The organism is Flavobacterium azizsancarii, assembly GCF_027980145.1.
Taxonomy (GTDB): Bacteria; Bacteroidota; Bacteroidia; order Flavobacteriales; family Flavobacteriaceae; genus Flavobacterium; species Flavobacterium azizsancarii.
On the sequence record NZ_JAMZNK010000039.1, the window covers coordinates 1 to 14,893 of the forward strand.

The window sequence follows — 14,893 nt, forward strand, 5'->3', positions numbered from 1 at the left end:
TAAAAAGCAAATCGTTTTTCAGCAGGAAATGAAAGGAAGCGCTGAAATTGTAACCGAAGATTTACGATTGATAGAAAGGATTCTATATCAGTTCAAAAGTATTTTTGAGCAGGTTTAGAATTTTAAATAAAACTCTTTAGTCAATTCAATATATTCCGGAGTATAAACGTGCCTGTCTATTTCGATCGTTAACTCATCGATTTCGATTTCTGGATTCTCATTTCGGCTAAAAGCCAATAAACTGCGTTTTATTGGTGAAGTTGGAGTTCCTTTTACGCGGGTGATTTTTATTGGATATAATTCTGATTCTTTGGCTAAAGAAATAAAGCTCTCTTCTTCTTTGAATGGGAGAATAACGGCAAATATTCCATTTTCAGAAAGTAATAAATCAGCTGCTTCGACTAATTCTTCAAAAGGCATTGCATCTTGAAAACGGGCTAAATCGCGTTGTTCATTTTCGGTTTTATAATCTTCAGCATAAAAAGGAGGATTGGAAACAATTAAATCGTATTCATCTTCCGGCTCTTCAATAAATTCATCTAAACCGGCATGAAAACAAAATAAACGGTCGCCCCAAGGAGAGTTTTCGAAATTATCAACTGCTTGTTCATAAGCGTCTTCATCAATTTCAAGTGCGTCAATTTGTTCAGCATGAGTTCGCTGAGCCAGTATCAAAGCAATGATTCCGGTTCCTGCGCCAATATCTAAAATACTAAACGGATTGTGATTTACAGGAGCCCATGCGCCTAATAAAACGCCATCTGTTCCTACTTTCATAGCGCATCGATCCTGTGCAACTGAAAATTGTTTGAATGAAAACATAGATAGTAAATTCCAATTTTTTTAAATTCCAAATTCCAAACTTAAAAAAGAAATTTCCAAGTCCAAGTGTAAAGCGGAATAAAATATTTTATTTAAGGTGTAAAAATAAGATTAAAATCCTAATTAATTATTTTGATGTTTTGGTAATAATTGCGGATAGTATTTTTCTTAATTCTTCTATTTCGAATAATAAAGATTCTGAAAAAATTCTTTGTTCTGGATTTAAGTCGTGCAGTAATCTCAACCAAAATTTAGATTCTTTCGCTTCTTTTCTTGATATTTTAAGTTTAAAAATTAAATCTTTATCTCCCAGTTTTTCGTTTGCTTCAATGTAATTTGCTCCAACAGAACCAGAGGATCTTACTAACTGTTTGCCATCTTCAATATTTGATGTTGTTTTTGCTAAAGTTCTAATATAAATTCGACACTCTTTTGCAAATAAGAAAGTTCTTTCTTCTAAATCGTAGGGCTTAGGCATATAAAATCCAATTTTTAAATTCCAATATATAATGGAATTTAAAAGTAGTAAAATAGATTTAAATGAGGGTTTTTTCTTTCAAATATATTTAAGAAAACATCTTTTCTACTGAAATTTGGAATTTAAAAAAAAATGAAATTTACTTTTCAGATTGGAATTTGGAATTTTAAAACTTAAAGATACATCTCTACCAATCCTTCCGGAAGGTTCATGATCACTTTTTTATTCTCGCGGTCAATTTTTACAAGGAAATGATCAATCATAGGGATTAACATTTCGACTTCACCATTTAAAACTTCAAAAAGTGGTTGTGCCGTTGTATCATTTACAGCAGCAATTTTTCCAAAAACGCCTAAACGCTGGTCTTCGATTTCGAAACCGATAACCTCATGGAAATAAAATTTGTTGCCGGAAAGTTTTGGCAACATATTCAAAGGAAGATAAATGGCATTACCCATAATGGCATCTGCATCTTCTTCGGTATTCATGTCTTCAAAACGAATTCTAAGAAAATCGTTTTTGTGCAAAGAACTTTTTTCGATAAAAAAAGGAACCAAGTGTTTGTTGCATTCAACAAACACTGATTCCAGATTTTCGTATAACTCAGGTTCGTCCGTGTCTAAATAGGCAAGAACTTCACCTTTGAAACTAAATTTTTTAGCGATTTTACCTAAATAAAAACAATCTTCTTTACGCATTCCCGCTAAATATAATTATGCTTCAGTTGTTTCGTTATTTTCTTCAACTTCAGCAACTTCTTCTTCAACTGCAGGAGTTGCAGCAGCGATAGCATCAGCTTCAGCTTGAGCTGCAGCAGCTAAACGTTTAGCATTAACTTCTTGTTCTGCTTTAAAAGCTTTAGATTTAGCATCAGCTTGCGCTTTTGTTAAACCGTCTTTTTTAGCATCAACTTTTCCAGCTTTAGCATCTAACCAAGCAGATAATTTAGCATCAGCTTGCTCTTGAGTCAAAGCACCTTTACGAATACCTCCATCAAGGTGGTGTTTCAATAAAGCTCCTTTGTAAGAAAGAATAGCTCTAGCTGTATCAGTTGGTTGTGCACCATTGTGTAACCATTTTACAGCACTATCAATGTTTAATTCGATAGTTGCAGGGTTTGTGTTTGGATTATAAGTACCGATTTTCTCTAAGTATTTACCATCTCTTTTTGAGCGTGCATCTGCAGCTACAACCCAGTAAAAAGGTTTTTGTTTTTTACCGTGTCTTTGTAATCTAATTTTTACTGACATAATCTTATGATTAAATTTTGAGGTACTCGACCTCTGTTAATTAAGGGCGCAAAGATATAGTTTTTTTATGAATTATGTGTTCCAAACTTTATTAAAAATATTTTAATCAGCTTTTTGTGATTTTTAGGCTGTTTTAGAGCTTAAATTTTCATTGTTTAAGTCAAATAAGGTATTTTTGCCACAAATTCATTGCTTTATGAAAAAATACATTTACCTGTTAATTACGATTTTGATGTTTGCATCTTGTACTGAAGATGTAAAATTTAATACTCCTGCCTTTCAGGGATTGAAAAATAATGTTTTTTGGAGAGCTCAAAGTTATAAAGCATATAAGGGAGTCAATACCAGTATGATTATTGAGGGTAATTTGGGCTATGAAAAAGTGATTCTACAAACGGCATCACCGGTAAAAGGAACTTATATTCTGGGTATTAATAAGGATTCAAAAGCATCTTATTCAAATACGCTTCCGTCTCAATCTGCTGTTTTTTCTACAGGTGCAGGAGTTGGGAGTGGTCAAATTGTTATTACAGAATACGATATAGAAAGTAATACTATTTCAGGGACATTTAAATTTAATGCAATAAATCAAAACACAAGTGATACTGAAAACCCAAAAATAACTTTTACAGAAGGTGTGTTTTATAAAGTACCGGCTACACTAGGCAATATTATACTTTATTAGTAAAATAATTTCTGACAGATTGGTTTTTGTTAGTTTTTTATTTTTTTAAATCAAAATAAAAACATAAATAAACTAATATATAGTAGATTACAGAAAAATAAGAGTACATTTGCTATATTATTATAAATAAGTACATATGAACATTTTTGTTGGAAGCCTTCCATTCAGTATTGAGGAAGCAGATTTAAGAGAGTCTTTCGAGGCTTACGGAGCAGTAGATTCAGTTAAAATCATTACTGATAAATTTACAGGAAGAAGCAAAGGTTTTGGTTTCGTAGAGATGCCAAACGATGCTGAAGCTCAAAAAGCAATTGATGAATTGAACGGAGCTACTGTTCAAGGTCGTGCAATTGTGGTTAATAAATCTGAACCGAAACCAGAAGGCGAAAGAAGAAGCTTCAACAATAACAGTCGTGGTGGAGATTCACGCGGTGGTTATGGTGGAGGAAACAGCCGTGGTGGAAATGACCGTGGTGGTAACAGAGGAGGATATTAATATTTTTTTCTAAATATATAAAAGGGATCAACGAAAGTTGATCCCTTTTTTTATGCGGTAAATTTTGTTTCTTCGTAGAGATGCACAGCAGTGCATCTAACACAAAGGAAAGACGCACTGCTGTGCGCCTCTACGTGAAACCTGAAACAAAATAAACTTTAAACTTTTTTATAGATTCGCTACAAGCCAGTCTCCAACTTCGCTGGTTTTGTATGCTTTAGTTCCTTTTGCAGCTAAATCTTCAGTAACAATTCCTTCTTCTAGTGATTTGTTTACAACTGCTCTAATTGCTTCGGCTTCATCTTTAAGACCAAATGCATCTTCAAACATCATGGCTGCAGATAAAATAGTAGCCAAAGGATTAGCAATATTCAATCCTGTTGCTTGCGGATAAGATCCGTGAATTGGTTCGTATAAAGAAGTATGTTCTCCAACAGAAGCAGAAGGCATTAATCCCATTGAACCTGAAATTACAGAAGCCTCGTCAGTTAAGATATCTCCAAATAGATTTTCAGTAATTAATACATCATAAGAATTTGGCCATTGTACTAAACGCATTGCAACAGCATCAACAAATTCATAAGAAACAGTAACTTCAGGATAATCTTTTTCCATTGCCTGAACAGTTTCTCTCCATAAACGTGAAGTTTCTAATACGTTTGCTTTATCAACGCAACATAATTTTTTGCTACGAGTCATCGCTAATTCGAAACCTTTTTTAGCTAAACGCTGAACTTCGGCTCTTGTGTAAACACAATTGTCAAATGCAGTTTCTCCGCCGTCTCTTCTTCCTTTTTCTCCAAAGTAAATACCTCCTGTTAATTCTCTTAAGAAAACTAAATCCGTTCCTTCGATTCTTTCTCTTTTTAAAGGAGAATTGTCGATTAAAGAAGGAAATGTAAAAGTAGGTCTCACGTTAGCAAACAAACCTAGTTTTTTACGCATCAATAATAATCCTTGCTCAGGGCGAACTGGTGCGCTTGGATCGTTATCGTATTTTGGGTGTCCAATAGCGCCAAACAAAACAGCATCGGCTGCCATGCAAATTTCGTGAGTTTCATCAGGATAAGGAACTCCAACGGCATCAATTGCGCAAGCTCCCGTAAGAGCTGGTGTCCATGTTATTTCGTGATTGAATTTTTTTGCAATTGCATCAGATACTTTTACTGCTTCATTAATTACCTCAGGACCAATTCCGTCTCCTGCTAAAAGGGCTATGTTAAAATTCATTTTTTTGAGTTTCTAAGATTCTGAGTTACTAAGTTTTTTTCTTAGCTGGTCAGAATTTTAATTTATAATTGTTTTTTATGTTTTCATAGTTTTGAGTTGCTGAGATCCTAATTTTTTTATCAGAACCTTAGAGTCTTAGCAACTTAGAACCTTACGGAATTACATTCAGCATCTTTTGAGTTGCTATAATTGCGGCAACTGTTTGATCTGAATCTAAACCACGGGTTTTAAATTCTTTTCCGTTGTTTACCCAGGTAATGATTGTTTCGCATAATGCGTCAGAGCTACTTCCTGGCGGGATTCGAACCGCATAATCGATCAGTTTTGGAAGTGTTAGTTTCTTGCTTTTATAGATTTTTGACAAAGCATTCATAAAAGCGTCAAACTGACCATCTCCTTGTGCGTTTTCCTCAATGATTTCATCATCAATTTTTAGGAGCAAAGTCGTTGAGGGACGCATTCCTTTTGAGTGCATTAATACATACGATTCTATTGTGATTTTATCTTCATAAGTATGACTGTCCAAAACATCTGAAATAATGTATGGAAGATCTTCCTTAGTAACAGTTTCCTTTTTATCTCCTAATTCAATGATTCTTTGTGTGACCAATTTTAAATCTTCGTTGTTTAGTTTTAAACCTAATTCCTGAAGATTCTTTTCGATATTGGCTTTTCCTGAAGTTTTGCCTAAGGCATATTTACGTTTTCTTCCAAAACGTTCCGGAAGCAAATCATTAAAATATAAATTGTTTTTGTTATCTCCATCCGCATGGATTCCGGCAGTTTGTGTAAAAACATTATCGCCAACAATTGGTTTATTGGCAGGAATTCTATATCCTGTAAAAGTCTCAACTAATTTACTGACCGTGTATAAAGATGTCTCTTTAATATTGATGCTAACTTCTGGCAGATAATCGTTTATAACGGCAACAGTGCTTTCAAGCGGTGCATTTCCGGCTCTTTCTCCCATTCCGTTTACAGTAACGTGAAGTCCGTTTATGCCTGCTTTTACAGCCTCCATAACATTGGCAATGCTTAAATCGTAATCATTATGTGCGTGAAAATCAAAATGAATTTGCGGATATTTTGTTCTGATTTTTGTGATGAATTCAAAAGTCAAAGACGGAATTAATACACCTAGAGTATCAGGAAGCAGAATTCTTTTGATGGGTTGAGTAGATAAAAAATCAAGAAACTGAAAAACATATTCAGGTGAATTTCTCATTCCGTTACTCCAGTCCTCAAGATAAACATTTGTTTCAATATTGTTTTCTTTTGCTAAAGCTATGATTTGAGCAATTTCTAAAAAATGCTGTTCGGGCGTTTTTTTTAATTGATGTGTCAGGTGATTCATTGAACCTTTGGTCAATAAATTCTGCACTTTGGCACCCGCTTTTTTCATCCATTCGATCGAAACGCCACCGTCTACAAACGAGAGTACTTCAATACGATTAATATATCCTTTTTCGGCTGCCCAGGATGTAATGCCTTTGACGGCCTGAAATTCGCCCTCGCTTACACGCGCCGAAGCAATTTCGATTCTATCAATATTTAATTCCTCCAACAACAATTGCGCAATGGTTAGTTTTTCTGCAGCAGAAAATGATACTCCAGATGTTTGTTCACCATCGCGGAGCGTCGTATCCATTATTTCAATTTTTCTTCTTTCCATATTGATATTCTAATTTCTAATGGCTGGATATTATTGATCCATATTTTAATTTCGACGCCGATTTTACTGATTCTCTTTACGAAGACTCGGATTACCACTGATTTTTACTTTAGCTAAAAATAAAATCTGTTTTTTTTAGCGTTTTTGCGATAGCAAATCAGTTGTATCCGCGTTCTGTGTTTTCTCATTTAATTTAGAAAAACCCGACAGGTTTTGAAAACCTGTCGGGTCTAAATAGATTGAACAAGATTTTTCTTAGTAAGGAAGTTTATCTGCGAAAGTCACGATATCTTCTTTAATATTTTGCAAATAATCAATGTCATCAAAGCCATTAACCATATTGTTCTTTTTGTAACCGTTAATAGCAAAAGATTCTTGTTGACCAGTTGCTAACAAAGTAATCGTTTGGTTTGGTAAGTTGATTTCTAATTGTGTATTAGGATCAGCTTCAATTGCTTTAAAAATAATATCTGCAAATTCCGGGCTCACCTGAACAGGCAATACGCCAATGTTTAAACAGTTTCCTTTAAAGATATCTGCAAAGAAACTTGAAACTACAGCACGAAATCCGTAATCATAAACAGCCCAGGCTGCATGTTCTCTTGAAGATCCTGAACCGAAGTTTTTTCCTCCCACAAGGATTTTTCCGCTGTAAGTTGAATTGTTCAAAACGAAATCAGCTTTTGGGGAGTCGTCTCCGTTATATCTCCAGTCTCTAAAAAGATTGTCTCCAAAACCTTCACGTTTTGTAGCTTTCAGGAAACGAGCCGGAATGATTTGATCTGTATCTACGTTCTCAATAGGCAACGGCACTGCGCTGCTGGTAAGTATATTAAATTTATCGTATGCCATTTTTATTTTTAATTTTTGATTAACGATTTTTGATTTTTCTTCTCAGAAAAGAAAAATTGTAATCGTTAATATTTTGTAAAATGTAAATTGAAATTTTTTAAAGATTTTTTTAAAAGGATTAACGAAGAAATCTGAAATCAAAAATCGTTAATCTACATTCATAAATCTTTTAAAATAACTCCCTCGGATCCGTTAGTTTTCCTGTTACAGCAGCAGCAGCGGCCATAATTGGGCTTGCTAATAATGTTCTTGAACCAGGACCCTGACGACCTTCAAAGTTTCTGTTTGATGTACTTACTGCATATTTTCCTGCAGGAACTTTGTCATCGTTCATTGCTAAACAAGCCGAACAACCAGGCTGACGCAATACAAAACCAGCTTCGGTTAAAATATCCAATAAACCTTCTTCTTTAATTTGAGCTTCAACAACGTGAGAACCCGGAACTAACCAAGCGGTAACATTATCTGCTTTTTTTCTTCCTTTTACAATTTCAGTAAAAGCTCTAAAATCTTCAATACGTCCGTTTGTACAACTTCCTAAGAAAACATAATCAATTGGTTTTCCAATCATCACATCGTCTTCTTCAAAGCCCATATAGGCAAGAGATTTTTTGTAAGTTTCCGCACCGCCTTCAACTTGATTGGCGTTCGGAATATGTTTTGAGATACCAATTCCCATTCCCGGGTTAGTACCATAAGTAATCATTGGTTCAATATCTGAAGCTTTGATGTTTAATTCAGCATCAAAAACAGCATCATCATCGGTTTTAAGTGTTTTCCAATAAGCAACCGCTTTGTCCCAGGCTTCGCCTTTTGGAGCATATAATCTGCCTTCAAGGAAATCAAAAGTTTTTTGGTCAGGCGCAATCATTCCGCCACGAGCACCCATTTCGATACTTAGGTTACAAACCGTCATACGACCTTCCATTGTCATGTTTTCGAAAACATCACCGGCGTATTCAACAAAATAACCAGTACCTCCGGAAGTAGTCAATTGAGCAATAATATAAAGAGCAACGTCTTTTGGACCAACACCTTTGCTTAATTCACCATTTACGTTGATGCGCATTTTCTTTGGTTTTGGCTGCATGATACATTGAGTAGAAAGTACCATTTCGACCTCAGAAGTTCCAATACCAAAAGCAATCGCTCCAAAAGCACCGTGAGTAGATGTGTGAGAATCTCCACATACAATAGTAGCACCTGGCAAAGTAATTCCGTTTTCAGGACCAACTACGTGTACAATTCCATTTTTAATGTGACCTAAACCCCAGTGCGAAATTCCGTATTCGGCAGCATTATCTTCAAGCGCTTTAAGCTGATTGGCAGATAAAGCATCTTCAACTGGTAAATGTTGGTTTATGGTTGGTGTATTGTGATCTGCAGTTGCAAAAGTACGTTCAGGGTATAAAACCTTAACGCCTCTGGCTTTTAATCCTAAAAAAGCAACAGGACTCGTAACCTCATGAATGAAATGACGGTCAATAAAAAACACATCCGGTCCATCTTCAATTTTACGCACTACATGTGAATCCCATACTTTGTCAAATAATGTCTTACTCATTTTTTATTTTTTTTAATTGTAATTTCTAACCACAGCAATTTCCTGCTCATTATAATAGAAAAACAAAATTAGAAAAAGATATAAGGTCGTCAATTTCAATATTTCATTATATACGATACCCAAACCAAAATACAAATTGCGATTGGCTTTTTTGTAATCAGATTTGGTTGTAGAATGGATATAAATTGGTTTTACTTTTCTTTTTTACTTCAATTTTGATGGAATTGCTTTAATTTTAATAGTTGGCAAATTTATCTCAAAATCAATACAAAATATAGCTTTCTGTTATAAAAAATGTAACAATATAAATAAAAATAGTAATAATTGTTAGTTTTGGATTCTTTTTAGAACATTGGAAATAAGAAATTAGTTCACTTTTGTCAGGTATTTAAAATCAGATTTTACATCATTTTTCTAATTAAAATAATACGACATCCAAGAATTGCATTTTTTTGTTTTTTAGAATGAAATTAAACGAATATTAAAAAATTTTGATTCTTAAAATTAATCGATTATGACAAGTAGCTGACATTTAATTCCTAAAAGAACGATTAATATTGATAATTCTAATTTAAAAAAAAAAGATATTATGAATTTAAATGAATTTGCATACAAGCTTGGTGTTTTAGGAACCGTAATTATTTTAATCTGGGTAGGGCTTTTTAAATTCACAGCTGTGGAAGCCGGCGCTATAAAAGATTTAGTTGAAAATCATTTTGCAATGAGTTGGATGTATAAAGTGATGTCTGTTCAGCAGGTTTCTAATTGTATTGGGATTTTTGAAGTTGTTACCGGAATTGGACTTTTGCTTTCTTTGTTTTTTAAGAAAATTGGTTTTTATGCAGGTTGTGCTTCTGCAATTATATTTGTCACAACGTTAAGTTTTTTAATTACAACTCCCGGAGTTTTTAAAAGTGTAGAGGGATTCCCGGTAACTGATTTTTTTATTTTAAAAGACATTCCTTATTTGGCAATTTCGTTAATGGTCTGTGTAAAAGGCAGGGAATAAAATAAGTACAATTCTTAACAAAAATCAGTAGTTAATTTGTCTAAAAAAAGACTAAATTTGAACTTCCTCCATTTTTATTTCGTAGATTTCTATTGATCATTAAATCAGTGATTTATGATGTGAAAATTTTGGGATTTGGAATTTTTTAATTTGCCTTTTTACAAAACCTATGTATTTAATATTCGATACTGAAACTACTGGATTACCAAAACGTTGGGACGCTCCAATAACTGATTCTGATAACTGGCCTCGCTGTATTCAGATCGCGTGGCAGCTTCACGACGAAATGGGAATTCTTATTGAACATCAGGATTATTTGGTAAAACCTGATGGATTCAACATTCCGTATGACGCAGAACGTATTCACGGAATTTCGACTGAATTGGCTGAAGCCGATGGAATTACTTTAGCAGAAGTTTTGGAGAAATTCAATATTGCATTAAGTAAAACCAAATTTATTGTCGGTCAGAATTTAGGTTTTGACGTTAATATTATGGGGGCTGAATTTCATAGAGCTGGAGTTGATTCTCCTATGGCTTCAATGCCGGTTTTGGATACTTGTACAGAGGTTACCGCTTCATTATTAAAACTTCCGGGAGGTCGTGGAGGAAGGTTTAAATTACCAACCTTAACAGAATTGCACAGTTATCTTTTTGATAAACCTTTTGCAGAAGCGCACAACGCAACTGCCGATGTTGAGGCAACCACGCGTTGTTTTCTTGAATTAATAAGAAGAGAGGTTTTTACCAAAGAAGAACTGGATGTTCCCAAGGATTACTTTAAGGAATTTCAAAATAGAAACCCTCAGGAATTTCCTTTAATAGGACTAAAACACATCAACTTAAAAGCGGCTTCTGATAAAATCAGAGAGCAATTAAGAGCTTTAGAATCTAATGACAAACAAACTACGGTTTCCGGTTCTGACAGAGAAGATTTTAAAGCAGCAAAATATGCGCATTTACACAATCATACACAGTTTTCGGTTTTACAATCCACAATAGGAATTGCAAATATTGTTGCGGCTACAGCCAAAAACGGAATGCCGGCTGTTGCAATGACAGATACCGGAAATATGATGGGGGCTTTTCACTTTGTGAGCGCTGTTATGAATCATAATAAAGCGGCATCCGGAAAAAATAAAGCCTTAGTTGAAGCTGGCGAAGAACCAACAGAAACTGAAATAAAACCAATCGTAGGCTGCGAATTTAATGTTTGCGACAATCACCTTGATAAAAGCAAAAAAGACAATGGAAATCAGATTGTTTTATTAGCCAAGAATAAAAAAGGATATCACAATCTGGCGAAAATGTCGTCGATTGCCTTTACGGAAGGATTTTATTATGTTCCAAGAATTGATCGAAAAATTGTCGAACAATACAAAGAAGATATCATGGTTTTGTCCGGGAATTTATACGGAGAAATCCAGAGTAAAATTCTGAATGTTGGTGAAAACCAAGCCGAAGAAGCTTTGATTTGGTGGAAACAACAATTTGGCGATGACTTTTATCTTGAAGTAATGCGCCACAATCAGGAAGACGAAAATCGTGTTAACAAAACCCTGATTGAGTTTTCTCAAAAACACAATGTCAAATTAATTGCGACAAACAATACCTATTATTTAAATAAAGAAGACGCCAATGCGCACGATATTTTATTGTGTGTAAAAGATGGTGAAAAACAGGCTACACCAATTGGTCGTGGACGAGGATATCGCTACGGATTACCTAATCAGGAATACTATTATAAGTCATCTGAAGAGATGAAAAAACTCTTCTCTGATTTACCTGATGCGATTATCAACATTCAGGAAATTGTTGATAAGGTCGAGATCTACTCACTTTATCGTGATGTATTGCTTCCTAAATTTGATATTCCGCAGGAGTTTGTAGTTATTGAAGATGAAGCGGATGGTGGAGTTAGGGGTGAGAATAAATATTTGCGTCACCTTACAATGGTGGGCGCAGAAAAGCGATATGGAGTAATTACCGAATCTATTCAGGAACGTTTGGATTTTGAATTATTAACGATTTCGAATTCCGGATATCCGGGTTACTTCCTGATTGTCCAGGATTTTATCGCCGAAGCCAGAAATATGGACGTTTCTGTTGGTCCCGGTCGTGGATCTGCAGCGGGTTCTGCCGTTGCTTATTGTTTAGGGATTACAAATATTGACCCTATTAAGTACGATTTGCTTTTTGAGCGTTTCCTGAATCCGGATCGTGTATCGATGCCCGATATTGATATTGACTTTGATGATGAGGGTCGTGGTCGTGTAATGGAGTATGTAATCAATAAATACGGTAAAAATCAGGTTGCGCAAATTATTACCTATGGTAAAATGGCAACCAAATCAGCGATTCGTGATACGGCGCGTGTATTGGATTTACCATTATTTGAAGCCGACAGAATTGCAAAACTGATTCCGGCGATGATGCCGTCAAAATGGAATTTGGCGCGTTTTATTTCTGAGAATGAAGATGAGGTTAAAAAAGCACTTCGTTCTGATGAGTTTGATAACGTAAAAGAATTAATCGCCATTGCCAATGAAAACGATTTGGCCGGAGAAACAATTCAGCAGGCAAAAATCCTTGAAGGATCAATGCGAAATACCGGAATTCATGCATGTGGGGTAATCATTACGCCATCGGATATTACGAATTTCGTTCCTGTTACAACTGCCAAAGATTCTGATTTATATGTAACCCAGTTTGATAACTCGGTTGCAGAAAGTGCAGGATTGCTGAAGATGGACTTCTTGGGTCTGAAGACCCTTACCTTAATAAAAGATACCGTTAAACTGGTAAAATATAGAAACAACATTGATCTTGATCCGGATACATTCCCAATTGATGATGTTGAAACATATGCACTTTTCCAGAGAGGAGAAACGGTTGGAATCTTTCAATACGAGTCACCCGGAATGCAGAAATATATGAAAGATCTGAAGCCAACGGTTTTTGGAGATTTAATTGCCATGAATGCCTTGTATCGTCCGGGACCTTTGGAATATATTCCGTCTTTCGTTCGAAGAAAAAATGGCGAAGAGGAAATCAAATACGATTTAGATGCTTGTGAGGAATATTTAGGAGAAACTTACGGAATTACCGTTTACCAGGAGCAGGTAATGCTTTTGTCGCAATCGCTGGCTGACTTTACAAAAGGTGAGGCCGACGTTTTGCGTAAGGCGATGGGTAAGAAACAAAAAGAAGTACTGGATAAAATGAAGCCTAAGTTTGTAGAACAAGCAGCAAAAAAAGGTCACGATGCAAAAGTTTTAGAGAAAATCTGGAAAGACTGGGAAGCATTTGCGAGTTACGCCTTCAACAAATCGCACTCGACTTGTTACGCCTGGATTGCATATCAAACAGCGTACTTAAAAGCACATTATCCTGCAGAATATATGGCAGCGGTTCTTTCGAATAACATGAATGATATTAAACAAGTATCATTTTTTATGGAAGAATGTAAGCGAATGGGATTGCAGGTTTTAGGACCGGATGTAAATGAGTCATTTTATAAATTTACTGTAAATGATGAGTATGCAGTACGTTTTGGGATGGGCGCCATTAAAGGAGTGGGTTCCGGAGCTGTGGCAACAATTGTAGAAAGTAGAAAAGATGGCAGGTACAAATCGATTTTTGATTTGGCTAAAAGAATAGATTTGCGTGCAGCTAACAAAAAAGCAATCGAAAACCTTGCTTTGGCAGGTGGTTTTGATTCGTTTGAAGGAACTACAAGAGCACAATATTTTCATGATGATGGCGACGGAATTACATTTTATGAAAAAGCGATTCGTTACGGTTCTAAATTTCAGGAAAACGAAAATTCATCGCAGGTAAGTTTGTTTGGGGAATCAAGTGAGGTTCAGATTGATGAGCCTATTGTGCCTCCGTGTGAAGACTGGAGCACGATGGAAAAATTAGCCAAAGAAAAGGAAGTAGTTGGAATTTATATTTCAGGACATCCTCTTGATGATTTTAGATTTGAGATGAAATACTTCTGCAATGCCAGATTAGAGGCTCTGAAAAGTATGAATGAATATGTAGGTAAAAATTTGAATTTTGCCGGAATCATTAATAATGTGCAGCACCGTGTAGCAAAAAACGGAAAAGGCTGGGCAGTATTTAATTTAGAAGGATATGATGAAAGTTATGAATTCAAGATTTTTGGCGAAGAATACCTAAAATTCCGTCACTTCCTGATTCAGAATAATTTTGCCTTCCTGAAAATTTTAATAAAAGATGGTTGGGTAAATCACGATACAGGTAAAAAATCTGATCCAAGATTGCAATTTGTTGAGATTAGGCAATTGCAGGATATTCTGGAAGCCTTTGCTAAAAAATTGATTTTATTACTGAATATTACAGACCTGCAAGCTGAATTTATTCATAATTTGAGTCAATTGTTCAATGAGAATAAAGGCGATAATTCTGTGACTTTTGAAATTATGGAGTTAGAAAAAATTAAACGTTTAGTTGAGGTAGAAACTCCAGCTGATTTTGAAGAAACAACTGATGCTGTTTTTGTAGATGAGAATGAAGATACAGATTCTGCCATTGAAGAAACTAAAATTCAGGAAGTAAATGAAGTTGAAGAAATAAAGGTAGTAACTAAGTTAACGATGCCAAGTCGCAGGGTAAAAGTTAAGATTTCTACCGAGCTATTGATAGAATTAGAGAAAATGCAGGTAAATTTTAAGCTAAACTAAAATTTAACAGTTAAAATTTGATATAATGCATTTTTTTTTAGTTAAAAATATGCATGCATAGTAGTTTTTTAGTACTTTAGATTAAAATTACAACGATTTCGTTCCAAGTCTAACATTACAAACTGTA

12 protein-coding genes and 1 pseudogene are annotated in these 14,893 nt (G+C 34.9%); 5 read left to right on the forward strand and 8 right to left on the reverse strand.

Annotated features, from left to right (window positions below; translation table 11 throughout):
* Nucleotides 1-118, forward strand: a pseudogene (locus tag NJT12_RS18700) (HlyD family secretion protein); the annotation flags it as partial.
* On the opposite strand, the gene NJT12_RS18705 reads toward NJT12_RS18700, so the two are convergent.
* The 4 genes from NJT12_RS18705 to NJT12_RS18720 all read right to left on the reverse strand — a co-directional run bounded on the left by NJT12_RS18705 (nt 115) and on the right by NJT12_RS18720 (nt 2,550).
* Complete coding sequence (locus NJT12_RS18705; RefSeq protein WP_271337449.1) at nt 115-822, reverse strand: tRNA1(Val) (adenine(37)-N6)-methyltransferase; 708 nt, start codon at nt 820-822, stop codon at nt 115-117. The pseudogene NJT12_RS18700 and the gene NJT12_RS18705 overlap by 4 nt on opposite strands.
* 127 nt (nt 823-949) lie before the next feature.
* Nucleotides 950-1,300, reverse strand: coding sequence for a four helix bundle protein (locus NJT12_RS18710; protein WP_271337450.1), 351 nt, complete (start codon nt 1,298-1,300; stop codon nt 950-952).
* A 173-nt stretch (nt 1,301-1,473) separates the two neighbouring features.
* Nucleotides 1,474-1,998: a ribosome maturation factor RimM gene (gene rimM, locus NJT12_RS18715; protein WP_089477692.1), complete on the reverse strand. Its 525-nt coding sequence runs from the start codon at nt 1,996-1,998 to the stop codon at nt 1,474-1,476.
* Between the two features lie 15 nt (nt 1,999-2,013).
* Entirely contained in the window at nt 2,014-2,550 is a 537-nt protein-coding gene (locus tag NJT12_RS18720; protein ID WP_271337451.1) for a 30S ribosomal protein S16, read from the reverse strand.
* Between the two features lie 196 nt (nt 2,551-2,746).
* Here NJT12_RS18720 and NJT12_RS18725 point away from each other — a divergent pair, with 196 nt between their 5' ends.
* Together NJT12_RS18725 and NJT12_RS18730 are read left to right on the forward strand one after the other, a co-directional pair.
* Nucleotides 2,747-3,235: a DUF6252 domain-containing protein gene (locus NJT12_RS18725; protein ID WP_271337452.1), complete on the forward strand. Its 489-nt coding sequence runs from the start codon at nt 2,747-2,749 to the stop codon at nt 3,233-3,235.
* 136 nt (nt 3,236-3,371) lie between these two features.
* A complete protein-coding gene (locus tag NJT12_RS18730; RefSeq protein WP_026982652.1) occupies nt 3,372-3,731 on the forward strand; it encodes an RNA recognition motif domain-containing protein in 360 nt (119 codons plus the stop codon).
* A 168-nt stretch (nt 3,732-3,899) separates the two neighbouring features.
* On the opposite strand, the gene leuB is transcribed toward NJT12_RS18730, so the two are convergent.
* The 4 genes from leuB to leuC form a co-directional block, all read right to left on the reverse strand.
* Complete coding sequence (leuB, locus tag NJT12_RS18735; RefSeq protein ID WP_271337453.1) at nt 3,900-4,961, reverse strand: 3-isopropylmalate dehydrogenase; 1,062 nt, start codon at nt 4,959-4,961, stop codon at nt 3,900-3,902.
* Between the two features lie 151 nt (nt 4,962-5,112).
* Entirely contained in the window at nt 5,113-6,633 is a 1,521-nt protein-coding gene (locus NJT12_RS18740) for an alpha-isopropylmalate synthase regulatory domain-containing protein (RefSeq protein ID WP_271337454.1), read from the reverse strand.
* A gap of 255 nt (nt 6,634-6,888) precedes the next feature.
* Nucleotides 6,889-7,485: a 3-isopropylmalate dehydratase small subunit gene (leuD, locus tag NJT12_RS18745; RefSeq protein WP_271337455.1), complete on the reverse strand. Its 597-nt coding sequence runs from the start codon at nt 7,483-7,485 to the stop codon at nt 6,889-6,891.
* A 169-nt stretch (nt 7,486-7,654) separates the two neighbouring features.
* Nucleotides 7,655-9,049 carry a 3-isopropylmalate dehydratase large subunit gene (gene leuC / locus NJT12_RS18750; RefSeq protein ID WP_271337456.1) on the reverse strand — a complete coding sequence of 465 codons (1,395 nt, stop codon included), beginning with the start codon at nt 9,047-9,049 and terminating at the stop codon, nt 7,655-7,657.
* Between the two features lie 589 nt (nt 9,050-9,638).
* Between leuC and NJT12_RS18755 the strand changes: the two genes are divergently transcribed.
* Together NJT12_RS18755 and dnaE are read left to right on the forward strand one after the other, a co-directional pair.
* The gene (locus NJT12_RS18755) at nt 9,639-10,058 is read left to right on the forward strand and encodes a DUF417 family protein (RefSeq protein WP_271337457.1); all 420 of its coding nucleotides are present in this window, start codon (nt 9,639-9,641) and stop codon (nt 10,056-10,058) included.
* A 169-nt stretch (nt 10,059-10,227) separates the two neighbouring features.
* Nucleotides 10,228-14,766, forward strand: coding sequence for a DNA polymerase III subunit alpha (gene dnaE / locus NJT12_RS18760; RefSeq protein WP_271337458.1), 4,539 nt, complete (start codon nt 10,228-10,230; stop codon nt 14,764-14,766).
* Nucleotides 14,767-14,893 lie beyond the last annotated feature (127 nt).